Genomic DNA, 25,324 nt, shown 5'->3' on the forward strand with positions numbered 1-25,324 from the left:
AATGTCAGAATTCAATTCCCTTCTGTGCCTTCACACCTGAACGGAAAGGATGCTTGATCAATTCCATCTCGGTAACGAGATCGGCAGCGTCAATCAGCTCGTCCTTGGCATTGCGGCCCGTGATGATGACATGCTTCATCTCAGGTTTAGCGGCAAGCACTTCGATTACCTCTTCAACAGGCAGGTAATCATAGCGCAGCACGATGTTGAGTTCGTCGCAGAGCACCATATCGTAGCTTTCATCAAGGATCATGGCTTTGGCTTGCTCCCAAGCGTCACGGGCCATGGCAATATCGCGGGCGCGATCCTGTGTTTCCCACGTAAAGCCCTCGCCAAGTGCGGAAATCGTCACCTGTTCAGGGAATTTCTCCAGCACCCACCGCTCGCCAGTATCCCATGAGCCTTTAACGAACTGCACGACGCCAACCTTCATGCCGTGACCAAGGGCGCGGAAAACCATGCCGAAACCAGCCGTTGATTTGCCTTTGCCCTTGCCTGTATGAACAATCACAAGGCCTTTTTCGTCGGTCTTGGTGGCTTGAATCTTGTCGCGCGCCGCTTTCTTCTTGCGCATCTTATCTGCATGGCGGGCATTCAATTCCTCTTCCGTCATTGAAAGAAGTTTTGCAGATTTCTCAGCCATTTAATGCCCTTTCCGGAATCATTTTCATAAGATTTTCGAGCTCAAACCGCGCTGAATTGGAACGCGGCACCCAGAAGCCGCGTTCAATCGCATCGTTGAGTTTGGACGCTGTTTCGGCGAGTGCCGCCGGATTTTTATCAAGCATGAAATCATGCACTGCTCTATCGGCAATATAGGCCTGATAGACTGCTTCGAAGTGATGGTTACCGACTTTGCCGGTGGTCGCCGCGAAAGCGAAAAGATAATCAACCGTGGCTGCAATTTCCGCAGCGCCCTTGTAGCCGTGGCGCATCACGCCCGCGATCCACTTGGGATTGGCCGCACGACCACGCACAACGCGCGCAAGCTCTTCTTCAAGTGTGCGGATCACCGGCTTTTCAGGCTTCGAATGATCGTTGTGATAGACGGTCGGCATCGCGCCCGTCAGTTTTTCAACCGTTGCAGCCATGCCACCTTCAAACTGATAATAATCATCGCTGTCGAGCAGATCGTGCTCGCGGTTATCCTGATTTTGCACCACCGCCTGCACAGAACGCAGCCGCTCTTCAAGAAGCCCGCGCTCCGCTTGGCCCTCTTCGCCCGCACCATAGGCATAGCCGCCCCAGACAAGCCAGGCTTCCGCCAGATCATTGCGCCCAGCCCAACCATTCTCATCCATCAGTGCCTGCAAGCCAGCGCCATAAGCACCCGGTTTTGAACCGAAGACGCGATAGCCCGCGCGACGTTCGGCGGTCTTTTCATCCGCACCCGTTGCGATAAGCCGTGCTTGTTCGGTCTTTATGCGGCTAGCAATCGGATTGTCCTCCGCCTCTTCATCAAGCGCGCCGACAGCTCGCACGGCCTTGTCAAACAGTGCAATCTGTTCCGGGAAAGCATCACGAAAGAATCCGGAGATACGCAGCGTCACATCCACACGCGGACGGCCAAGCTTGGCAATCGGCACGATCTCGTACCCGGTGACTCGACGCGAAGCCATATCCCATAAGGGTTTTACACCGATCAGCGCCAACGCCTGCGCAATATCATCACCGCCAGTGCGCATGTTGGATGTGCCCCATGCGGTCAGACCAAATGAGGTCGGCCACTCGCCATGATCCTGCGTGTAACGGGTGATCAGCAGTTCCGCTGATTTGCGGCCCAGCTCCCACGCCGCTGGTGTTGGCACGGCACGGCTATCGGTCGAAAAGAAATTGCGCCCGGTCGGCAAAACATCTGGCCGTCCACGCGTTGGCGCACCCGATGGGCCCGGCGGCACAAAGCGCCCGGAAATAGCGGATAAGAAACCTTCAATCTCCGAAGGTCCACAGGATGTCACCATGGGGCGCAAATGATCCTTAATCGACTGCAGCACGGCATTGGTCTGTGTCCAATCTGCCGGACACTCGACTTCGCCCTCCACAAACTGCGCAGCCAGCAATTCGATACGCTCGACCGTATCACCAGCAATACGCCAACTTGCAGGACTTGCACCTACCAGCAATTCAGGCTTCGCCCCAGTCCAGGGGTCGGCCATTGCACAATCGAGCGGATCAAACTCTTCGCCAAGGCCTGCGTCTCTGGCGATAGCGCGCTGCAGGCTCTGCTCGCCCGGCAAGCCACCCAGCGCAACGGGAATACCGCGTGGAACACGCGCCAGTGCCACCAGCAAATCGGTGAGCAAGCGCCCTTGAGGGGCCAGACCAAAAATATGCAACCCATCGCGGATCTGCATTTCCTTGAGATCACAAAGATAGGCATCAAGCTTTTGCAACGCCATATCTTCATCATCATGGTCATGAATACCCGCATCGCGGTCGAGACCAATATCGCGTACCAGATCAAGGATCTGCACTTTCAACCGCAACAGGCGACGCGGATCAACGCCCGAAGCCTCGTAATATTCATCGACCAATGCTTCGAGATCCTTGAGCGGACCGTAGCTTTCAGCGCGCGTTAACGGCGGTGTCAGGTGATCGATGATCACAGCACCCGCACGGCGCTTTGCCTGCGTGCCTTCACCTGGATCATTGACGATGAACGGATAGACATGCGGCGTTGGGCCGAAAACAGCTTCAGGATAACAGTTTTCCGACAGCGCTAAGGCTTTACCCGGCAGCCATTCCAGATTGCCATGCTTGCCCATATGCACGATAGCATCGATCTTCGCCACATCGCGCAGATAAGCATAGAACGCGATATACCCATGCGGCGGCACCAAATCAGGCGAGTGATAGGTCTCTTTCGGATCGATATTATAACCACGTGCAGGCTGAATACCGGCTATTGTTTCGCCAAAGCGCATCAGCGGCAGCGCAAAACCTTCAAGCCTCTTATCAAAGAACGGATCATTTTCCGGCCCACCCCAACGGGTTTCAATTTCCTCCTGAATCACATTCGGAAGCTTTGCAAAGAAAGCCTTGTATTGATTCAAAGAAATGACTTCACGGATGACACGCCCATCACGCGCCGCATTGGTTGGGCCAGCCATCAAAAGCCGAATGAAAGCATCGCCATCGGCAGGAACGTCACCAACCGGATACCCCTCGCCCGCCATGGCGCGCAGCACTTCCACTGTTCCGGCAGGCGTATCAAGCCCGACGCCATTGCCCAGCCTGCCATCACGGTTCGGATAATTGGCAAGGATCAGCGCCACACGGCGCTCTTCTGGCTTTTTACGCTTAAGGCGCACCCAGTTTGCAGCCAATTCGGCGACGAAAGCCACGCGACCCAAATCCGGCTCGTGGGTGACGATATTGGCTTCAACAGTGCTATCGAATTGCTTTGCCGATTTGAAAGACACTGCACGCGACAGCACGCGGCCATCAATTTCGGGCAGTGCGACATTCATCGCAAGATCGCGCGCCAGCAAACCCTGCTGCGATGCTTCCCATGTGGCTTTTGGCGTACCGGAAAAAATCACCTGCAAAACCATATTGCCGCGCTTATCCAGCACGGTCGGTTTACGCTCCGCACCCGGTGACGAAATCGCAAAGCCGGTTGCATTGAGCACAATATCCGGCTGGCAATCGTCAAACAGGCCATCAACCACTGCTGCTGAAAGCCTGTCCTTGAGGCTGGAAACAAAGATCGGAACCGGATTAAGTCCCTTAGCCTGCAATGCACTGATCAGTGCTTCAACCGGCTGCGTCTGTCCGCTTTGCACAAGCGCCCGATAAAAAATGATCGCCGCAGCAGGTGCATCAGCGTCCTGCCATTGCTTACGGATGAGAGCAAGCGATGGCGTTGCCATATTTGGCCACCACAGCCCGGCTTTGAGAAGCGGTGCCGCCTCTTCCGGTTTCTCGCTCTCATCAATCAATGCTGTGCAATAATTGAGAAAGCGGGATGTATTGGCAGCCCCGCCCTCAATTAAATATTGCCAGAGCGCATCGCGCTCCGGTGCGGAAATGGTGGAGAACCGTTCAAGCCCATAATCAGGCTTATCATCACCTGGCAACACCGCAATTTTAATGCCGAGCGAAACAGCACAGGCATGAAGCGCCTCAAGCCCATAAGGCCAATAGGTCTCGCCACCAATAATCCGCACAACAATAAGCTTCGCATGTTGTGCCGTGCGCTCAATATAAGCATCGACCGACATGGGATGTGTCAGGCTCAGGAAATTGGCGAGCCGGAGACTTGGCCCTTCTTTCACAAGCTTGTAGGCGTGAGAAAGACTGGCCAATTCCGTATCGGCGGCGGAAAGGAACAAGATATCGCCCGGCGTCTGACCGAGGTCGACGGCCTCATTGCCGTCGCTGATCGTTCCCTTCTGGGCAAGTAAGAGATGCATTACGAGGTCGCATCTTTCACGGCTTTGATGATCGCCTGTTCATCGATCTCATGCAGACCAATGACGACAAGACGCGTATTGCGCACTTCATCCTTACCCCATGGGCGGTCGAAATAATGCTCAATACGCGGGCCAACGGCCTGCACAACCAGACGCATCGGCTTGCCCGGCACATCGACAAAGCCTTTGAGACGCAGAACATCGTGCGCAGCAATCACCGCCTTGAGCTTCTCGGTAAATGCCTTCGGATCGGTAACCGAGCCTGCTTCAACGACAAAGCTTTCAAACTCATCGTGATCATGCTCATGGCCGTCGGCATGATGGATTTCATGATGCGACTTGCGGTTGGCAATATCGTCTTCCGTCCCCACTCCAAGGCCGAGCAATACGTCTGCACCAAGCTTGCCAAAGCTTGCTGGCACCATGTTGACGCGACGCTTTGAGCGTTCAGCCACATCGGCCTTCACGCTATCGAGTTTCGACGGATCAACGAGATCGGCCTTATTGAGAACAATCAGGTCAGCTGCATGAATCTGATCCTCAAAAAGTTCCTCTAAAGGGCTTTCATGATCAAGAGATTCGTCCGCTGCGCGCTGCGCATCCACCTTATCGTGGTCATCCGCAAAACGACCTTCGGCAACGGCAGCGGCATCGATAACCGTCACCACGCCATCAACCGTGACCTGCGTCTTGATTTCAGGCCAGTTGAAAGCTGCGACCAGCGGCTGTGGCAGCGCCAGACCGGAGGTTTCGATAACGATATGATCTGGGCGGTCTGCACGGTCGAGAAGTTTGGTCATAGTCGGAATGAAATCATCAGCAACGGTGCAACAGATGCAACCATTGTTGAGTTCGATCACGTCTTCCTCACGGCAGCTTTCAATGCCGCAGCCTTTGAGAATTCCACCATCGACGCCCAGATCGCCAAACTCATTGATGATAAGCGCAATACGCTTGCCATTGGCATTTTCCAGCAGATTACGGATCAGTGTCGTCTTGCCGGAACCTAAGAATCCGGTGATCACCGTTGCTGGAATTTTCTGTCCCTGCATCAAATTAACCCTTCATTTTGAGCGACAGACCTGCCGCCATGAAATAAACTTCATCTGCCACTGATGCCACAGCCTGATGCAAAAACCCGGCTGAATCGCGAAACGCGCGCGCCATCCGATTTTCCGGCACAATGCCTAAACCAACTTCGTTGGAAACGAAAACAACCGGCCCTGAAAGCTCAGGCAATGCCGCTATCAGCGTCTCAGTTTCAGCAGCGATATTCTGCTCTGCCATCATCAGATTGGTGACCCAGAGCGTCAAGCAATCGACCAGCACAAAGCGGTCATGCCGCACGCATTTTTCAAGCGCGCCCACAAGGTCGAGCGGCTCCTCCACCGTCTGCCATTCACGCCCGCGACGATCGCGGTGAATGGAGATGCGGCTTTCCATTTCTTTGTCGAATGCGCGCCCTGTCGCAAGATAGACGGGTTGAAGACCTGAGCCTTCAACCAGTTTCTCCGCATAAGACGACTTACCGGATCGGGCTCCGCCAAGAACGAACGTGATTTTTGCATTTTCATTTCGGGGCAGAGCCATGCCTATCAGCCTTCAATATCCGACTTTGCATAGGTCTGAATAAACCAGCCCAGCGCAAGACCAATCACTGCCCACATGAACAGGTTTGTTGCAAGCGATGCGACGGCATATTGCGAAGCAAGCAGCGCTGGAATTGGTGATGCAATATCGTGCGGATGCGGTGCACCATAAAGATGTGGGGCGATAATCAGCACCAGTCCAAGGATTTTAGAAACAATCTCAGCACGCAAAACCAGCAGATAGATGCCGACACCACTCAACACCACGGTCAAGATCCACCAGAGCTGACGCTGCGCCAGATCGGCGGCAGGCATCGCAGGCAATTCCGGCGAAAGCCCTAAAGCTGGCAAGAAAGCGACCGCAAAAAAGCCGGCTATCCCCCAGAGGATACCATTCTGCGGTGTAATACGGCGACCGAGAAGAAGCGCAACCCCACCCAGAAGCAGGGCAAAACCTGCACCGGCCACGAGATTGGCAAGCAATGTGTTGCCAAGACGACCAAACAGCAGTTCAGCGCCCTCTTCTTCTCCGCCATCACTGGCAGCCACAGCAGCATGGTCGTGTGGCGCAGCCGCTTCGGCGTCACCATGGCTATGACCGCCACCGGCGTCTTCATAAGTTTCCGCCTGAATGATCAACGGAACGGTTTTCAAATACATGGCAGGCGTCACGAGAAGCCCTGCCAGAAGGCCAGCAACAAGCGTGGCCAGAAGATAACGGATCAACATTTCATTCCCTCAACAGCAATCCCGCTTCGATGATTGTCCCCCATCGAGCGCTGCTTATTTCCTGTTTTAAAAGCTAAAGGCTTAGTGGCAGGGAAAACCGTATGAATGACGCGTGTCATGCGCCGAATCATGCAGCATATCAGAATGGGCTATCCCAACGCCGTAAATCAGAAATGCGCCGAGCATGAGCGACACCACTGCCGTTCCAAGACGAGCAGCAAGGGAGAGAGGGAGTGTATTGGAAAGTGAATTTTCGTTACGCGCAGCCATGACAACCTCCGTGCAGGCAGCAGGGAAAACCTCCCAAGGGGTGCGGACAGAATGTCCTTCACGCAACAGGCAGGTCTCCTGGCTCACGGGTCGTGGGGAGTGATGCACCTTCCCAGAAACGCTGATGTTTCCAGTGGTTGCCGGTTGCCCGGCTTGCCTCATCCCTCTCCGCTCTACAGTCGCGGGGTCGGCTGCGATAAAGACGCCCGGATTGGGTCCGTCCGTCGCATTCCCTTTTTGGTATCGCCGGGATTCGTTCCGGCAAAGACCTATTGCATAAAGTGACATTAGGCGTTCACTGTTGCGGCGTCAATCGAGTGCAAACAACCCGTCAATATCAAGGCAGGACTCAAGGCCATCAGCCAGTTCATCAAGCGCGGTTTCAATACTTTCGCGATAGTTCCCACCTGAACCGCACACCCCGAGCCCCGCCAGAAATCTATGCCGGAACGCATCTGCACTGAAAGCACCATGCAGATAAGTCCCCATGATACGTCCGCTCGCAGAAACGGCGCCATCATCATGATCACCGATCCGCGAAAATGGCCGGATCACATCAGGGCCAGTGGTACGCCCGATATGAATCTCATAGCCATCAAGCTTAGCATCATAAAGCTGTGAGTGCGCGACAACATTGCGCACGACTTTCTCAGGCTCCATCATGGTTTCGACGTCCAGCAGTCCCAACCCGTCGATGTTGCGCACCTGTCCCTCGATACCGTCCGGGTCGCTGATCCGTTTGCCGAGCATCTGAAACCCGCCACAAATGCCAAGCACGTGCCCGCCGCGCCGCACGTGAAGCTGCAAATCGCGCTCCCAGCCGTTTTCACGAAAGGCAATCAGATCGGCAATCGTCGATTTCGTCCCCGGCAAAACCACAAGCCCTGCATCATGCGGCAGTGGCTGGCCGGGCGGAACCATCACAACTTCAACCTCACACTCCGCTTTCAGCGGATCAAGATCATCGAAATTCGCAATGCGCGGCAACATGGGAACTGCCACTTTCAACGCCTTGGCATCACCCCGCGTTGCGCGTTCCAGCACCACCGAATCCTCCGCAGGCAAACGCGACACGGCTTTAAGCCACGGCACGACACCAAACGATCGCCAGCCCGTAAAACGGGTAATTGCCTCAAGACCATCATCAAACAGCGAAACATCGCCACGAAACTTGTTGATCAGAAAGCCACGCACCATGGCACGGTCTTCTTCGGCCAGAATTGTATGCGTTCCGACCAGCGATGCAATCACTCCGCCCCGATCAATATCTCCCACCAGCACCACCGGCACATTTGCACGTGTGGCAAAGCCCATATTGGCAATATCACCGGCGCGAAGATTAATTTCGGCAGGCGACCCCGCCCCTTCAATCAACACCAGATCAGCACCTTCACTGATAAGATCAAAGGATTCCATCACCGCGGCCATCAGCTGCGGCTTCAATTGTTGATAATAACGCCCGCGCGCCTCGCCACGCACTTTTCCCTGCACGACGACCTGACTGCCCATATCGGTCTGTGGTTTCAGCAGAACCGGGTTCATATGCACCGATGACGGCACACCGCACGCCAGAGCCTGAAGCCATTGCGCGCGACCAATCTCACCGCCATCCTCGCTAACGGCTGCATTGTTTGACATATTTTGCGGCTTGAATGGCCGGACTTTCAGCCCCCGATTGCGTGCCACACGGCAAAGACCGGCAACAAGCACGCTTTTGCCGACATCCGAACCCGTTCCCTGAAACATGATTGCGCGTGTCATGCGAGCTTGCCTATCCCAAGTTTATGCCACTGGCAATCACCAGCGATTGCGGCAAGCTTATATGCAAAAATGCGCATCAGTTTATTACAAAAGTGAGCAACATTATTCCAAAGCAGCGTTGGCAGCCGCGCGCCATTGTGATCTAGTCGCTTCAGGAGGATGCGGTGCTCATAGGGAGGAAACCATGGATACTGCCGACCAGAACCAGTTTGAACTCAACGAGGATCAGCGCGCCATTCAGGATATGGCCCGCGGCTTTGCATCCGATTGCGTTGCGCCTTATGCACTGCAATGGGATCGCGAGAGACATTTCCCGATTGACGTCATAAAAGAAACCGGCCCACTCGGCATGGGCGGCATCTACGTTCGCGAAGACGTGGGCGGATCAGCACTCAAGCGCTCAGACGCGGTCCTTATTTTCGAGGCAATCGCCGAGGCCTGCCCCGCTTTTTCAGCCTTTATCTCCATCCACAACATGGCTGCATGGATGATCGATACGTTTGGCGATGAAAGCCAGCGCCAGACATTCCTGCCCAAGCTCACATCAATGGACTGGCTTGCGAGCTATTGCCTGACAGAACCCGGATCCGGTTCCGACGCAGCCGCACTTTCCACCCGCGCGCAGCGCGATGGCGATCATTATGTGCTTAATGGCACCAAGCAGTTTATTTCCGGTGCAGGCGCCACTGACCTGTATGTCACAATGGTGCGTACCGGCGAGGACGGCCCGAAGGGCATTTCTGCCATTGTTGTGCCGAAAGATGCGCCCGGCCTGTCATTTGGTGCCAATGAGCACAAGATGGGCTGGAACATGCAACCCACCCGAACGGTGATTTTCGACAATTGCTGCGTGCCAGTTGCAAATCGTCTGGGTGACGAGGGCACCGGTTTTAAGATCGCTATGGCAGGCCTTGATGGCGGACGCTTGAACATCGCCGCATGCTCGCTGGGCGGCGCACAATCGGCACTGAACAAGGCACTGGAATACTCAAGCCAGCGCAAGGCTTTCGGCCAGACAATTGATCGCTTTCAGGCATTGCAGTTCCGCCTGGCGGATATGGAGACCGAGCTCTCGGCAGCACGACAGCTTCTTTACTCGGCTGCAAGCAAGCTTGATCGCAAAACCCATGATGCCGGCAAATGGTCAGCCATGGCCAAACGCTTTGTTACTGACACTGGTTTTGATGTGGCCAATGACGCGCTGCAAATTCTGGGCGGCTATGGCTACCTTCATGATTACGGCATCGAAAAACTTGTCCGCGATCTGCGCGTTCACCAGATTCTTGAAGGCACAAACGAGATCATGCGCGTCATTGTTGCACGCCATATGATCGGACGCTGATACATATCTATATGGGAGAAAATCATGGCCACTATCGCTTTTATCGGCCTTGGCAACATGGGCGGACCGATGGCCGCCAATCTGGTGAAAGCCGGGCATAAGGTCATTGGTTTTGATCTGCTGCCTGCTCATCTTGAAGAAGCGAAAGCCAATGGCCTTGAGATCGCAACCAGTGCTGCGGGCGCCGTTCAAACCGCAGATGCAGTGATCACCATGCTGCCCGCAGGCAAACATGTTCTTTCGGTTTATGAAGACATCATGCCTTATGCCCGAAAAGATTCCGTTTTTATCGACTGCTCGACAATTGATGTCGATTCTGCACGCAAGGCCCACGAGATTGCAGCAAGAAACGGCCAGCTTTCTGTTGATGCGCCTGTATCAGGCGGCACAGGCGGCGCTTCTGCCGGCACGCTGACCTTCATGGCAGGCGGCAGCGACGATGCCTTTGGCAAGGCCGAACTGCTGCTTCAGCCTATGGCCGGTAAAATCGTTCATTGCGGCGGTGATGGTGCAGGACAGGCTGCAAAGATCTGCAACAATATGATCCTCGGCATTTCGATGATCGGCGTCAGTGAAGCCTTCGTACTGGCTGAAAAGCTGGGGCTCTCGCATCAGGCGCTGTTTGATGTGGCTTCAACCTCATCAGGCCAGTGCTGGTCACTGACAACTTACTGTCCTGTACCGGGACCGGTCCCGGCATCGCCCGCCAATCGCGAATATAAACCCGGATTTGCAGCAGCCCTGATGCTCAAGGACCTCAAGCTTTCACAGGAAGCGGCAAAAAGTTCGGGTGCTGCAACACCATTGGGCGCACATGCAGAAGCGCTTTACAGCCGTTTCGACAATGAAGGCCATGGAGGGGAAGATTTTTCAAGCATCATCAACTTCCTTCGCGCAACAAAGACGGTTGATGAAAACAAAGCCTGATGCATTTTCTCTGAAGAAAGTTGAAAAAACTTCACTTGTTTAGATTTGCTTAAGTGTCTGATAACGGTCCGGTAACAATGTTGCGCTAGAAAGGAGCAAGAGACGGTTTACACCTTCTCGACGCTCCGGATCTGGTACTGCGTACCGGAGCTTCAGTCTCTTCCGCCTGTGTATTGTTTGGTGGAAGCGCCATGCGTATTTGGCAAGACCGTGCACCTGACGAGGCAGCGCGGTTTTCTGCCGTTGCTGATAATTCATAAATTATACGTGATGATATTGTAAGTTTTTACTTCCGTGATTGAAATCAGGCCATAATCCTGTGAGAGGTATTTCAATTGGAGTACCGTTCGGTCTATTTTGCCAGCTAGACTCCAAGATCTATCGAATTTAAGCATCGTATTTCTTGAAATGCGATTCAGATTTTGGGCAACAGCATTTTGACCACCCTCAAAGCAACCACAGCGCACACTGCAAATAAGTCACTCTTTGGCCTGCCTTTGGCAGTGGTCTTTGTGCTTTGCTATTTTGCTTTTCAGGCAATTCTTGTAACTCTTGTTTCCAATGGCGCTGGCCTTGATGATGCCGAACAGCTGGCCAATATCGGCTATCTGGACTGGGGATATGGCGGATCGCAGCCGCCTCTCTACACATGGATAACCAATATTGCAGCCTCCGTGCTTGGCACATCGATGCTCACGCTGCAAATCGTCAAATTCAGCATGCTTGCCAGCCTGTTTCTGAGCGTCTTTGGCGGAATGCGACTTTTGGGCTTCTCCCGTATGGTCGCTTCAGCATCCATGCTGGGACTGTTCCTCATTCCGCAAATCGGCTGGGAATCACAGCGCGCGCTGACCCATTCCATTGCAGGCACTGCGGGATGCGGCTGGGCATTTCTGGCTTTTGCATGGCATATGCGTGACCGACATGCCGTTTCCGCAGCAGCACTCGGCATTGCAATGGCAGCGGCCATTCTCGGCAAGTTCAACGCATCGCTGTTTGTGATTATGCTGATCGTCACCGGATTATCGGTTGCAGACTATCGCAAGGTCCTGCTTTCAAGGCTCTCTTTTATAACGATCACTGCATTTGCAATTTGCTTCACGCCAACAGCGAACTGGATGCTTGCACACAAGTCGAGTGTGATTGCGCGTTCCGAAAAGCTTCAGATCGGTGCATCCGGCAGTCTGATCTTCGATCGCCTGAATGGTGTGGGAAGCTTCATCGAAGCAGCTTTTCTCTTCGCTGTCGTGGTACTTGCAATCGCGGGCATCATATCTCTTGTTCATCGCTCCAAACGCACCGCGCCAAGCAGACCATTCACCAATGGTGAAGCGTTCATGCGGCGTCTTCTCGTAGTGGGAATGCTGATCGTTTTGGTGGGCGTGGTCGTTGCTGGCGTCAGCAACATAAAGGATCGCTGGCTGCAACCGGTGCTCTTCCTTACGCCAGCGGTCATGGCATGTCTTTTTGAACAATATCGCCGGAACACGCGCGCGCTTACCGAATTCGCGGCCATTAGCATTGCGCTATCGCTCGTTGTACCGCCTGTTCTTGGCTATTATCTGACCTATGGCTCTAGCACTCCGCCCTATGGTCAACTGGATTATCAAAGCCTTTATCAAGAGATACGCAAAGATGGTGATTTTAAAACAATCCTGACAGACAACGCGCAGATTGGCGGGAATTTCAGGCTCTTCGATCCATCAATCGAAGTGATCCACCCCGAAACACCTTATGGTGCATCACGCGCCTCAAAACCTGTACTGGTGATGTGGTTTGGTGATACTGCCCCAAATGCACGTGTATCCACGCTTATGCGTGAAGCAAATATCATGGCACCCGATACTGGCATCAAGACTGCAAACATCATCTACCTAACGCGTCCCGATCAGCATATGACGGTGAGCTACTTCTTGCAGAAGTAAAAAGGTTCGGGAGAACCCGAACCTTTTTTATCACTCAACGGTTTCCTGAACAGCGTGAGCCGTGCTCTTAACATCGCGCCCCACGCCGCGAACCGTATTGGCGCAGGATGCAAGTGTGAAAGCACAAAGAACGATAGCAACTGGAACAATACGAGATAGCTTCATAGGTGTCTCTCCATTTAGATGCAGTTCTAACAAGATGCCCCCAAACAATAGTCCCGCCTTGGCCAACGTCCTGATGGCGAGGCCATATTTTGGCTCTCACATTGGTCATTTAGCGTAGCTTTTCCTCCCGGCAAGAGCAGCGATTTAGCCGCACGCAACAACACTGCCCCACCCCGAACGCAACGTCTCAAACCGGCCGCTACGGCGATACGATTCAAAGACGTTACGCAGATGATCAGCAACCACCTGAATATGTTGCCTTGCATCGGGTTTAATGATCATGCCAAGCTGATAACGGCCAAGCTGCGGCAAATTATGTTCAGGGCCAAGAGGCACGATACCTTCCCCCAATAAGGTTTTGCCAAAAGGAGCGATCGCAAGATCCGCCTGTATCGCGGCGCGCTGGCCCGTAGAATGCGAACTCATATAGGCAATGCGGTAGGCCCGCCCCGATTTCTCAAGCGCCTCAAGTGCATTTCCGCGCCAAGCGCAGCCCTCTTCCCATATGGAAAGCGGCAAGGGATCACGGCGATAAGCAGTGCCGCATCTGGCACCCGCCCAAACCAGCTCCTCATCGAGCAATATCTCAACATCACCTTTGCTTGGGACTGTGTGTGAGAGATTGACCAGCGTAACATCAAGCCGTCTTTCATCAAGACGCTTGCGCAGATTAGCGCTCTGATCGATCACGACATCGACCGTAACACCCGGATGCGTTTCTGCAAAACGCTTCAAAACGAGCGGCAACACACATTCACCAATGTCATCAGGCGATCCGAGCCGAACAACACCAGTCACTGTCGGCGCGACAAATTTCGCCACAGCCTCACGATTGAGCGCCAGCAGTCGCCGCGCATAACCAAGCAGCACTTCGCCATCGCTGGTCAGCCTCACCGAACGCGCATCCCGTTCAAAGACCGCAGCGCCCAGTTGCTCTTCAAGCTTCTTGATCTGCATGGAAACAGCAGAAGGTGTGCGAAACACCACATTGGCAGCCGCCGAAAAACTACCCGTATCGGCAATGGCTGCAAATGTCCGCAGCACATCTATATCAAGCATTGGCAGAGGATGCTGTACGGGCGCTGTCATCGTGGGCTCCACATGAAGTTAGTTCAATTTTTCTGACTTTATACCTTTCTATATTTCGTTTGATTGAACGTCAAGATCGCGGCAAGCTTCAAGCATAGAGGTCAAGACACGTCAGAAAACACTTGATCTCAATTCTGCCTGGAGAACAAAAATGAGCATTCAGTGTGAACCCCTGCAAAGAGAATGTATCGCGCGCCCATTCATCATCACGCACTGGCTGCAAGCGAGCATGGCATCGGTCAGCGCATTTTACACCAACTGGACATATCAGCGGCGCATAAAGAAGAGCCGCAGAATTCTCGAAAGCCTGCCCGAGCACATTCGGCACGACATCGGCTGGCCTTGCGTGGATGACCGCCTTCCCGCCCCCGCGAGGAGAGGCCAAATGCAGTAAGGCATATTCGAATTGCGAGTTGGAATTTTCCGCCTTCAATTTAGCGACATATAGGGACCAATATACGGCAGGCATTTAGCCGCACTATTCAACCCGAAAGTTCTATGTCTCAATACGCCTATCCTGTTTGCGCCATGACCTATCCCCTGTAAAATAGGGCAGGAGCAATGGGACTACCGGTCAAAAAGCGACCGGATGACTGGGCCTTCTATAGTCCCGGTGTCATGACGGAGGCACAAAGCCGGAAACTGCGTCGGGAACCGCAGTTCGGGCTTTTGAGAATGGGAACGATCAGGCTATGAATCCAGCTTCATCGATTAAGCGGTCTATTGTTTTTTTTCTTGTCCCTGACTTCTCGATGATCGCATTTGCGACAGCGATAGAGCCACTGCGCATTGCCAATCGAATGCTGGGTTATGAAGCCTATCACTGGCGTTTGACGTCCACCGATGGCAAGCCGGTCAAGGCTTCAAATGGCGTGGAATGCGCGGTCAATGCGTCACTGGAGGATGAACGCCGCTATCTTCAAAGCGAACAACGCCCATCCATGGTCTTTGTCTGCTCAGGCGTCTATGTCGAGGATTTCCGCAACAAATCTGTCTTTGCCTGGCTGCGTGAAGAATATAACCGCGGCGTTGCGGTTGGCGGGCTCTGCACCGGTGCGCATATTCTGGCGGCTGCGGGCCTTCTCTCGGGCAAACGCTGCGCCATTCATTGGGAAAACCTGCCAGGCTTTTCGGAAGCTTTTCCGAAAGCTGAAGTCTATGCCGATCTTTTTGAAGTGGATAGCAATATCTTTACATGCGCAGGCGGAACCGCTTCGCTCGACATGATGCTGAAGCTCATCGGCGATGACTTCGATGATAATCTGATCAACCGCATTTGCGAACAAGCCCTCACCGACCGGGTACGCAACCCGCACGACCGCCAACGCCTGCCACTTCGCGCCCGCCTTGGCATCCAGAATTCAAAGATTCTGACCATCATCGAAATGATGGAAGCCAACCTTTCCGAACCGGAAGCACTCATTAACGTAGCCCATAATATCGGGCTTTCGCGCCGTCAGGTCGAACGCCTGTTCCGTCAGGAAATGGGCCGTTCTCCGGCACGATATTATCTGGAAATACGCCTCGACCGGGCCCGGCATTTGCTGTTGCAATCCTCCTTGCCGGTGGTTGAAGTTGCCGTCGCCTGCGGGTTCGTTTCCGCGTCGCATTTTTCCAAGTGTTATCGCGAGCTTTATGGTCGCTCACCCCAGCAGGAACGGGCTGACCGGAAAATGCTGATTGCGGCATAATCCCGAGGATCATAACAAAACCCGCGCACTCAGAACGCGGGTTTTTCTTTTAAATCATAGTGATAGCCCTGCGTGATGAATCAAATCATCAACATGGAGCCACGATCTACCCTTCACGCACCAGCGCCATTTTGCAACGAAGATGTTTCGGTCGTCTCGTGCCGTGATTATGTCGTAGAATGACAATTGTGGGCCGGGCGCAGCCACTATGATTCCATCAAATACAAAATGGGATCGCATGAAATGGCAGAGTTTCCTAAAAAGGCAAAAGTGGTCATTGTCGGGCTTGGTGGAATTGTCGGAGCATCCGTCGTCCACCACCTGATCGAACGGGGATGGGACGACATTGTCGGCATCGACAAATCCGGCATCCCCACGGACATTGGTTCCACCGCACACGCATCTGATTTCTGCTATGCGACAAGCCATGATTTCCTGTCATGCTGGACGACGCTCTATTCCATCGATTTCTATGAAAAAATGGGCCATTACGCCCGCGTCGGCGGTATTGAAGTTGCCCGCGTCGGCGACGATGCCCGAATGGAAGAGCTCAAGCGCAAGGTCGCATCCGGCAAAGCCTTTGGTACGCGGGCTCGCCTGATGGAGCCATCCGAAGTCAAAGAAAAATTTCCACTGATCGAAGAAAGCCTTGTTCAAGGCGGTTTGTGGGACCCGGATGCAGGCCTTGTTATTCCACGCTCGCAAACAGTTGCAGGCAGATTGATTGATCAGGCGGAAAATGCGGGAAAGCTTAAAAGCTTTGCAAACACACCCGCTCAGTCGCTCATCGTTGAAAATGGACGCATCAAGGGCGTTGTCACCCATCGTGGTACAATCGAAGCCGACTATGTGGTGGTTTGCGCCGGTCTCTGGGGCCGGCTGATTGCCGAAATGGTTGGCGAAGACCTGCCCGTCATGCCCATTGATCATCCGCTGACCTTCTTCGGCCCCTATAATGCGTTTGCCGGAACCGGCAAGGAAATTGGCTGGCCACTTTTGCGCGATCAGGGCAATTCGGCCTATATGCGTGACACCGGCGACCCAAAGACCGCCGAAGGTGGTCAAATTGAGTGGGGCTACTACGAGGAAACCAATCCGCGCCTCTGCCACCCGCGTGACCTTCTTGAAAAACATGAAGCCCGTTTGTCGCCATCACAGCGTGATCTCGACATGGAGCAGGTTCTTGAACCACTCGAACGCGCCATCGAACTAACCCCCATTCTCGGCGAGCTGGGCTATAATGAAAGCCATTCCTTCAATGGTTTCCTACAGGTAACAACCGATGGCGGACCTTCAATCGGCGAAAGCCAGAAAGTCCGTGGCCTCTGGTATGCGGTTGCAATCTGGGTCAAGGACGGCCCCGGCATGGGTAAACTCATTGCCGACTGGATGACCGATGGTCGTACAAAAATCGATCATCACGCCATCGACTATTCGCGCTTCTATCCGCACCAGATGACCGAGCAATTCATCTGGGATCGCTGCACCGAAACCGCAATGAAGGTTTACAATCCGGCGGTGCATCCGCGTGAGCCCTTTTCCAAAGGCCGCAATATTCGCCGTTCACCGTTCTATGAACGGGAAAAGGAACTGGGTGGCCACTTCATGGAACTGGGTGGCTGGGAGCGTGCGCACGGCTATGCAGCCAATGAGCATCTGCTGGAAAAATATGGCGACCGTATTCCGGTGCGGGAAAATGAGTGGGACAACCGCCATTTCTGGCGCGTTTCCAATGCCGAGCACCTGGCATTGAGTGAAGATTGCGGCATCATCAATCTCTCGCATTTTGCGATGTACGACATAGAAGGCCCGGATCATGTCGCGCTGATGGAGTGGCTGTGTGCTGCAAAAATCGGCGGTGACGCCAATATCGGAAAGGGCATTTACACCCACTTTCTCGATGATGAAGGCATGGTGCGCGCCGATTTCACCGTAATGCGCATGGCTGACAGTATGCGTATGATCAACGGCGCCGATGCCGGTCCCCGCGACTTCCATTACATGCGCCGCGTTGCTGAAGATAAGGGTTTTGATGTCACCATCACCGATGTTACAGAAAAATACGCCACCATCGGCATCTGGGGACCAAACGCCCGCGATAATCTCAAGAAGGTTGTCGAAAATCCGGAAGGTCTTGATATTGACAACTTTGCCTTTGCCGCCATCAAGCCGATCCGTATTGCGGGCAAGGATGTAACCGCCTTCCGCATTTCCTATGTCGGTGAACAGGGTTGGGAATTGCACATGCGCTATGAAGACGGCCTCGCCATATGGGATGCGCTGCGTTCAACCGGCGCAATTGCGGTTGGTGTTGAAACCTATGCCAATAGCCGCCGGATGGAAAAAAGCCTGCGTCTCCAAAATGCGGATCTGCTCACCGAATATAATCTTCTTGAAGCGGATCTCGCTCGCCCAAAGGTCAAGGAGGCAGACTTCCGCGGCAAGGCAAAGCATCTGGAGTATAAGGCCCGCGATCATCAACCAGCCATGCTCTGCACGCTGGTTATGACAGAAAATGTCGATTCCAAAGGCGTCAAACGCTATCCGGTCGGCATTCTACCGGTCCTTGATCCTGAAACGGGAGAAACGCTGATCGATGAACTCGGTCGCCGGTCCTTCACCTCGTCCATCGCCTACGGCCCGAGCATCGGCAAGAACATCGCGCTTGCTTATCTGCCTTGGTCCTATTGTCAGCAAGGGCGAAAGCTGAATGTCGAATATTTCGGCGAAACGTATCCGGTGGAGGTTGTATCGATTGGCTATAAGCCACTCTACGATCCAGAAAATCTCAAGCCGCGAAGCTGATATAATCATTTAAAAGGTGCAAAAAGCCGGGGCAAACCCCGGCTTTTTATCAACGTAATCTGAACTTATTGAAACGATGCCTTGCCGCCAGAAATAACGATCTTTTCATCGCCCTTCAGCGCCTCACGGTCACCGTTCGGGAAGGTCACAAAGCAACCACCATCGCAAAAATCGACTGTTTCGGCTGGTGCTATCAGCATTTCACGCTTTGACGCGCCTTCAGTGACGACGATGGTCTGAGCGGCGCTATCATTGTTCGATACGGTTGCAGCATAAAGGCCTGGCATGGAAAACGAAAGTGCGAACACCGCACCAAGCGCAACCTTGCCAGCATAATTGACCTGAGTTCTGTTCATATCGTTTCAGCGCTTCCGCTGCTCCCGCTATAAGCCGAAAATTCGGCCCCCTTGCTCTGAGACAGTTCAACTGCCTCTTTTCACGACCACTTATAAGACTTCAAAGCTGAACTGCAACTGAACGCACCTTCATACCTTGTCGTCATGCTGCGGCTTATCACCCTCGCCCGGCTTGTCCTTGCGCAGTTTTGCGCCGCGTGATCTGTCCTTCTCGATAATCTCGGAAACTCTTTCGATTTCAGAAACGCCAAGCACCAGATTGGTTGCAGACGACGAAAATGGAATTCCTTCAGCATGAAAACGTTCGACAATCTGGAATCGCAACTCGTTCTTGATGGAACCCGTAGACGTAATATCTGCGACATGCGCATAAACGTCGAAAATCATTAATGAATCCGTCACACTCTGAAAGGCCACAAACGGCTCCGGATTTTTCAAAATGGACGGATGACCGCGAATAATTTCAGACAGAAGTGCGTGAACACGGCGAGGATCGTCAGTGTAAGCGGCCTGCACATTGATATCAATGCGACCAAGCTTGTTGCGTAGCGTCCAGTTACCGACATTACCGTTGATGAGCGTAGAGTTTGGAACAACAATCGACTGCTTCTGGAAAGTTTCCACTTCCGTTGCGCGAACGCTGATTTTCTTGACAATACCGCTGACGGTACCCGCCTCGACCCAGTCACCAACCTTAAAAGGGCGCTCTGCAAGAAGAATAAGGCCGGAAACAAAATTCTGCACGATGTTCTGAAGGCCAAAACCGATACCAAGCGAGAGACCGCCGGCGATCAGGGCAAGGCTTGAAAGATTAAAACCCGCAGCCGACACTGCAATCAGCGCCGCCAACACCAACCCGACATATCCGACAACAGTACGGATCGAGTTACGGACACCCGAGTCAACACGTCCACGCGCGAGAACTTTGCTATCCAGCCAGTTCTGAAACCAGTGGGTCAATAGATAGACGATGAAGAACAAGGAAATCCCGGTCAAAATCCCCATAAGTGATATGGAAATGCTGCCGATCTGGAAACCCGTCATCCAATGATAGAACGTGTTCTTAAGCTCGGACCACTGGAATCCGAACTGCATCAACACCAGCGGAATGCCAATCAGCGCCACCGCGAGATTGATGAGGATACCAACAACAAGACCGAGTTGGTCAAGCTTTGCCTCATCAAAATGAAACCGTTCGCGCAAAATCCGCCCAATGGGGCTGGATGCGAAAGCCTGCTCTTCGGAAATGGCGCGCCCCGTGAGAAAACCAAGATACATCGTCACAAGAAATGCGCCGGTAACCACAATCTGTTGCGCCATAAACCGGGCCAGGCCGATAAAGCCAAGTCCGGCCGCAACAATTGGTACAAGACCAAGAAGCAACAGAAATATCCTGAATGCTTTAGGCCAGGGACGAACAGCTTCTCCGGGGATCTTCTCAATCGGCTTGAGAAACGCAATAACCAGTATCAATACGCCAATAACAACAGTCGAAAGCAGGCTTTTCGCCATCGTCAGTGACAAGGGTGACGACAGCACCTGATTAACTTTGCTGAAAAACGAATCCAGCCCATTGATCAGTGCTATGCCGGTAATCAGCCAGACCAATGCCCGGCCCGGACGCGGAGCGATAGGCACCAAACGCCATGCAGGCGTATAAGGACTGATACACGCAAATGCCAACCGGCTGATAAAGAAGACAATGCCCAAGACGATAAACAGCGATTGCAGGAGTGCACCAATATCAGGTCTGAGCACATTAAAATAATCGAGACAAAAATAGGTCGTTGCAAGAAAAACAGCGACCGCCCCCGAAGGGATAGCGGTGGACCAGAAGGCAACCGATAAGCGGCTCAGATAAGAAGGGGCTTCATTGTTGACGTCACGTTCATAAAGCGAACCCAGAGCCCGCCGCGCGCCAAGCTGAATAATCAACGCCGCGATGAGCGCAAAGAACGCGGCAGCCAGAAATGAATTCAGCTTGAAGGTAAAAACGAAACGCCACCATGATTTCACGATGCTCCACAGCGAAATCATCTGATTCCCGGCAGCGGAAGACACTTCGGAGCCGAGTGTAAGATCAAGGTTGACACGCTGGGACAATGTTTGCGTGAAAAGATCACGCCGCATATTGCTGATTTTTGCCGACATCTGATTGACGGCCAGCGATGCATCTTCGGTTTCACCGATAACCGCGTTGATTTCGGCCTTTTCTGCAACCAGTCGCGCCCGCTCTTCAGCAACGATTGCAGGCTCTGCCGGTTGATCGCCGGAAGGTGCGGCACCCAGTTGCTCAAGACGTGTGTTGATTTCCGTCAGGCGAGGACGAAAAGCGACACCGGCATCAAGCAACTTCTTCGAAAGCGCATCGAGCTGAAGCTTAAAATTCGCAAGCGATTCATCGTTGGTTGCAGATTTCTGCAACTGATCACTGATCGTCTTCGTCTGCTGTTTCAGATCATTGATAACAGGCTTTTGCTGCTGAACGACACTGGATACAGGTGCACCACTATCCACCGTAGGGGCGGATGCGGGTGCGGACGATGGTGCCGTTTCGGCCTGCTCCGCTTGCGGCTGTTGCAGCTTGCTATCCTGAGCAAGAGCGTTATCGAACGCCCCAAGCAGAAAGGCAACACCAGTCACGGCAAAGGCAAAAGCACGGAACGTCGATAAATATGCCAATTTAGAACTCTGCTGTTTTACAAACACGGGGGAACAAAAAGCGTGCGATCGTGGAAGCGATACTAATGCATAATCCGACCGAAGTGAAACAAGGATCGATAAGATTATGCATCAAATAAAAGGGTTTAGAGCGCCGATTTGATTCAATCGACCAAACGCGCTCTCAAGCATGCATGCCCAAAGTGAGAACCGTTTTGGAACAAAGATATGCAAAAAACAAAAGCCAAACCGTGTCATCTTATCACCATAAAATACGGCGCGGATTGGGCCTTATAAAGAGTATGGCATTGGGCAGAAACAGAAAAGGATTCCAATTTGTGAAACGATGCTGTAGTTGTCTGGGCGAAGTCCCCAAAAGTCGGCAGACTTTTCAGGGTTGAGATTTACGGTAAAGCCGCTCCGGCACCAGGTCATTTTTGCGGAAAGACTTAAAGGGAAAGTCCAGGCATTTTGATAAAGGGCATGAAGAACAGGATTGAGCATATTGATCGTTACAAGCAGCATGGCTTCATGCTATTTGTAACGTGTGTCCTGTCATTTACTGCCTTTATTTTTGCTGTGGACCTCTCAGCGCTCGCCGATGACGCGGGGCAGAATACGCCAAAAAGCATGGCAGCACAGCAGGTTGCAGACGCACCTGCCATACCCACGCGCCAGCAATCGACGCCGGCGCCGCAGCCGATGCGCGCTGTCCTTGCTCAAGCAGCCGCGGCAAAAATTAAAGCAGCCCATTCCAGCGGCAAAAGCGCAGCGCTAGCGGCTCAGCCAAACCAGCTGGCCTTTTTTGACGCAAAACCCGTCGAAGCTGCAAGCGCCTCCAAGTTTTTAAGACTTTCACGAAGCACATATTCCCAAGTGCGCGCGCCACCACAAAGCGCCTGAAAACCATCATGGCGATTGGCAATATCCAATCCTGAATCATTTACGAAGAAATGCGCGCTAGGCTTTTGTATTCTATACGAAATTTACACGTGCTCAATATCTGGAATTTCAACTCATGCGTACTTCTAAATGGGTCGCTGTGCTTTATGGCCTGATCGTTTTGATCGGCGTCATCATCGCCTTGCCCAATTTCTTCACAAAGCCACAACTTGAGGCGTTGCCGTCGTGGTTCCCAAAGCGGCAGGTGACGCTTGGTCTCGATCTGAGTGGTGGCTCCTATCTCGTCCTTGAAGTGGATGCGGCCAGCCTCAAAAAAGATCGTATGCGGGCGCTGCTCGACGATGCACGCAGCAAGCTGCGCGCTGAACGCATTCAACCACAATCGATCCGTGCCGTTGGTGATGCGGTTATTGTCACAATCCCTGATGCCGATCAGCGTGCAAAAGCCGATACAGCGCTTAAAACACTGATTTCACAGGTCAACACCACAGGCTTCGGAACTGCGATCAACGATATTGATGTTACCACCAGTGACAATCAAATCCGCCTGACGCTGACAGAGGCCGGCTTCACCTATCGTCTTGATGCGGCATTGCAGCAGAGCCTTGAAATCATTCGTCAGCGTGTGGATCAGGTCGGTGTTGCCGAACCTTCAATCCAGCGCGTTGGCTCTGACCGTATCGTTGTTCAGCTTCCGGGCCTGCAGGACCCGGCCCATCTTCGTCAGCTTCTTGGAAGCACTGCGAAGATGAGCTTCCATATGGTCGCGGACGTCAATCCGAATGATCCGCCACCACCCGGTGTCACCATTCTGCCGGATTCCAAAGACCCGAACATCAAATACCCGATCGAAGATCAGATCGCACTTTCTGGCGAACGCCTGACCGATGCGCGTGCAGGCTTTGATCCGCGCACCAATGAGCCAATCGTGTCGTTCCGCTTCGACAGCCTTGGCGCGCGTCAGTTTGCGGACATCACGACCAAGAATGTGGGCCGTCCATTCGCCATCGTTCTTGACGACAAGGTCCTGACCGCACCGCGTATCAATGAGCCGATCACCGGCGGTTCAGGCCAGATTACCGGCAATTTCACGGTTCAGGACAGTGTCGTTCTGTCGGCGCTGCTGCGTGCAGGTGCTTTGCCTGCTCCGCTGACCGTGATTGAAGAACGCACCGTTGGTCCTGACCTTGGCGGCGACGCCATCAAGATGGGGCTTGTTACGGGCATCATCGGCTTCGTCCTCGTAGCCGTCTTCATCCAGCTCCTCTATGGCGTCTGGGGCACCATCGCCAACGTAGCACTGCTGCTCCATACCTTGTTGACGTTCTCGGCATTGAGCCTGATCGGAGCGACGCTGACACTGCCGGGTATCGCAGGTATCATTCTGGGTATCGGTATAGCGGTCGACGCGAACATTCTGATTAACGAACGCATACGAGAAGAAACACGCAGAGGTCTTGGCGCTATGGCGGCCCTCGACAAGGGCTTCCATGCGGCTTTCTCAACCATTGTGGACGCGAATGTCACCTCGCTGATCTCTACCGTGCTTCTCTTTACATTCGGCACAGGTCCGGTACGCGGTTTCGCGGTTACCATGATGCTGGGTATTGCGATTTCCATGTTCACCGATGTGACGCTCGTTCGCATGGCGATGGCCTGGTACGTTCGCAAACGTAAGCTCAAGACCCTTGTCATCGAACCATTCCTGAAATTCGTTCCTGAAAAGACGAATATCAGCTTCATGAATGCGCGTTTTATCGGCATCGCAGTCTCTATCGTGCTTTCGATTGCTTCCATTGGCCTGTTTTTCAAGCCGGGGCTCAATTACGGCATCGACTTCAAGGGCGGTATTCAGGCTGAAATCGTAACCTCTCAGCCAGCCAATCTGGCACAGTTGCGTGAAAAGCTCAGCGCACTCGGACTGGGCGAAGTTGCCCTTCAGTCTGCGGGAACTCCGAATGATGTCCTGATCCGCATCCAGCGTCAGGATGGTGGCGAAGAAGCGCAAACCGTTGCAGTCAACAAAATGCGCGATGCTGTGATGGAACTGGACCCTGGCACAAAGATCGAACGCAGTGAGGTTGTCGGACCGAAAGTCTCCGGTGAACTGGCACGTTCCGGCTTTATTGCCGTGATCTTGTCAGCGCTTGGAATGCTCGTCTATCTTTGGTGGCGCTTCGAGTGGTTCTTTGCGATGGGTGCGATCATCACGCTTATCCTCGACACCACAAAAATGGTCGGTTTCTTCGCGCTGTTCCAGCTCGATTTCAACCTGACGGCCATTGCAGCGCTTCTGACAGCGATCGGTTACTCGGTAAACGATAAGGTCGTGGTTTATGACCGCATGCGTGAAAACATGCGTCTTTATAAGTCAAAGCCTCTGCGCGAAATCGTTGACATGAGTATCAATCAGGTGCTGGTGCGCTGTGTTTATACCTCGATGACAACATTCCTGTGTATGCTCCCGATGGCAATCTGGGGCGGCAGCGCCGTTCATAATTTTGCCGTGCCTATGCTGTTCGGTATCTTTATTGCGACTTCATCGTCGATCTTCATCGCAGCACCAATCCTGCTGTTGCTCGGCAACTGGTGGCAGCATCGTCAGCACGCCCATCAGGCGATTGAAGACAGCGCCACAGCGCAGAAATAAACAACGTGCCGGGCATGGTCTCAATCATGCCCGGCATCTTGCAAAG

The 25,324-nt window shown here is 53.3% G+C and carries 18 protein-coding genes and 1 riboswitch; of the genes, 7 read left to right on the forward strand and 11 right to left on the reverse strand.

Going from position 1 to position 25,324, the window contains the following annotated elements:
* Positions 1 to 4: 4 nt before the first annotated feature.
* The 7 genes from cobO to VBH83_RS11675 form a co-directional block, all read right to left on the reverse strand.
* Positions 5 to 643 (reverse strand): cob(I)yrinic acid a,c-diamide adenosyltransferase, encoded by a 639-nt coding sequence (gene cobO, locus VBH83_RS11645; protein ID WP_265985324.1) that lies wholly within the window; start codon positions 641 to 643, stop codon positions 5 to 7.
* Positions 636 to 4,415 (reverse strand): cobaltochelatase subunit CobN, encoded by a 3,780-nt coding sequence (cobN, locus tag VBH83_RS11650; protein WP_396997772.1) that lies wholly within the window; start codon positions 4,413 to 4,415, stop codon positions 636 to 638. Before cobN ends, cobO begins: the two co-directional genes overlap by 8 nt.
* Entirely contained in the window at positions 4,415 to 5,467 is a 1,053-nt protein-coding gene (cobW, locus tag VBH83_RS11655) for a cobalamin biosynthesis protein CobW (RefSeq protein ID WP_265985326.1), read from the reverse strand. The genes cobN and cobW overlap by 1 nt, the downstream gene beginning before the upstream one ends.
* A gap of 4 nt (positions 5,468 to 5,471) precedes the next feature.
* Entirely contained in the window at positions 5,472 to 6,005 is a 534-nt protein-coding gene (gene cobU / locus VBH83_RS11660; protein WP_265985327.1) for a bifunctional adenosylcobinamide kinase/adenosylcobinamide-phosphate guanylyltransferase, read from the reverse strand.
* Positions 6,006 to 6,010: 5 nt separating this feature from the next.
* Positions 6,011 to 6,733: a CbtA family protein gene (locus VBH83_RS11665; protein WP_265985328.1), complete on the reverse strand. Its 723-nt coding sequence runs from the start codon at positions 6,731 to 6,733 to the stop codon at positions 6,011 to 6,013.
* An 81-nt stretch (positions 6,734 to 6,814) separates the two neighbouring features.
* The gene (locus VBH83_RS11670) at positions 6,815 to 7,003 is read right to left on the reverse strand and encodes a CbtB domain-containing protein (RefSeq protein ID WP_265985329.1); all 189 of its coding nucleotides are present in this window, start codon (positions 7,001 to 7,003) and stop codon (positions 6,815 to 6,817) included.
* A 50-nt stretch (positions 7,004 to 7,053) separates the two neighbouring features.
* Positions 7,054 to 7,291, reverse strand: a riboswitch (cobalamin riboswitch).
* Positions 7,292 to 7,312: 21 nt separating this feature from the next.
* Positions 7,313 to 8,764, reverse strand: coding sequence for a cobyric acid synthase (locus VBH83_RS11675; protein WP_265985330.1), 1,452 nt, complete (start codon positions 8,762 to 8,764; stop codon positions 7,313 to 7,315).
* A 184-nt stretch (positions 8,765 to 8,948) separates the two neighbouring features.
* Here VBH83_RS11675 and VBH83_RS11680 point away from each other — a divergent pair, with 184 nt between their 5' ends.
* The 3 genes from VBH83_RS11680 (at position 8,949) to VBH83_RS11690 (ending at position 12,958) form a co-directional block, all read left to right on the forward strand.
* Positions 8,949 to 10,106, forward strand: a complete 1,158-nt coding sequence (locus VBH83_RS11680) for an isobutyryl-CoA dehydrogenase (RefSeq protein ID WP_265985331.1) — start codon at positions 8,949 to 8,951, stop codon at positions 10,104 to 10,106.
* Positions 10,107 to 10,130: 24 nt separating this feature from the next.
* Positions 10,131 to 11,033 carry a 3-hydroxyisobutyrate dehydrogenase gene (gene mmsB / locus VBH83_RS11685; protein WP_396997776.1) on the forward strand — a complete coding sequence of 301 codons (903 nt, stop codon included), beginning with the start codon at positions 10,131 to 10,133 and terminating at the stop codon, positions 11,031 to 11,033.
* 437 nt (positions 11,034 to 11,470) lie between these two features.
* The gene (locus tag VBH83_RS11690) at positions 11,471 to 12,958 is read left to right on the forward strand and encodes a glycosyltransferase family 39 protein (RefSeq protein WP_265985334.1); all 1,488 of its coding nucleotides are present in this window, start codon (positions 11,471 to 11,473) and stop codon (positions 12,956 to 12,958) included.
* Positions 12,959 to 12,988: 30 nt separating this feature from the next.
* Here the strand turns inward: VBH83_RS11690 and VBH83_RS11695 are convergent, their stop codons facing one another.
* Complete coding sequence (locus VBH83_RS11695) at positions 12,989 to 13,123, reverse strand: entericidin A/B family lipoprotein (RefSeq protein ID WP_094539832.1); 135 nt, start codon at positions 13,121 to 13,123, stop codon at positions 12,989 to 12,991.
* A 144-nt stretch (positions 13,124 to 13,267) separates the two neighbouring features.
* Positions 13,268 to 14,212, reverse strand: coding sequence for a LysR family transcriptional regulator (locus VBH83_RS11700; RefSeq protein ID WP_265985335.1), 945 nt, complete (start codon positions 14,210 to 14,212; stop codon positions 13,268 to 13,270).
* A gap of 692 nt (positions 14,213 to 14,904) precedes the next feature.
* Between VBH83_RS11700 and VBH83_RS11705 the strand changes: the two genes are divergently transcribed.
* Together VBH83_RS11705 and VBH83_RS11710 are read left to right on the forward strand one after the other, a co-directional pair.
* On the forward strand, positions 14,905 to 15,903 hold the full coding sequence (locus VBH83_RS11705) for a GlxA family transcriptional regulator (protein WP_396997779.1): 999 nt from the start codon (positions 14,905 to 14,907) through the stop codon (positions 15,901 to 15,903).
* Positions 15,904 to 16,146: 243 nt separating this feature from the next.
* Entirely contained in the window at positions 16,147 to 18,708 is a 2,562-nt protein-coding gene (locus tag VBH83_RS11710; RefSeq protein WP_265985337.1) for an FAD-dependent oxidoreductase, read from the forward strand.
* Between the two features lie 65 nt (positions 18,709 to 18,773).
* On the opposite strand, the gene VBH83_RS11715 is transcribed toward VBH83_RS11710, so the two are convergent.
* Positions 18,774 to 19,064, reverse strand: a complete 291-nt coding sequence (locus VBH83_RS11715) for a hypothetical protein (protein ID WP_396997781.1) — start codon at positions 19,062 to 19,064, stop codon at positions 18,774 to 18,776.
* A gap of 129 nt (positions 19,065 to 19,193) precedes the next feature.
* Positions 19,194 to 21,746: a mechanosensitive ion channel family protein gene (locus tag VBH83_RS11720; RefSeq protein ID WP_265985339.1), complete on the reverse strand. Its 2,553-nt coding sequence runs from the start codon at positions 21,744 to 21,746 to the stop codon at positions 19,194 to 19,196.
* Positions 21,747 to 22,208: 462 nt separating this feature from the next.
* Between VBH83_RS11720 and VBH83_RS11725 the strand changes: the two genes are divergently transcribed.
* The gene (locus VBH83_RS11725) at positions 22,209 to 22,628 is read left to right on the forward strand and encodes a hypothetical protein (RefSeq protein WP_265985340.1); all 420 of its coding nucleotides are present in this window, start codon (positions 22,209 to 22,211) and stop codon (positions 22,626 to 22,628) included.
* 115 nt (positions 22,629 to 22,743) lie between these two features.
* Positions 22,744 to 25,278, forward strand: coding sequence for a protein translocase subunit SecD (secD, locus tag VBH83_RS11730; protein WP_265985341.1), 2,535 nt, complete (start codon positions 22,744 to 22,746; stop codon positions 25,276 to 25,278).
* Positions 25,279 to 25,324 lie beyond the last annotated feature (46 nt).

This window comes from Ochrobactrum sp. S1502_03, from assembly GCF_044435015.1.
Taxonomy (GTDB): Bacteria; Pseudomonadota; Alphaproteobacteria; order Rhizobiales; family Rhizobiaceae; genus Brucella; species Brucella chromiisoli.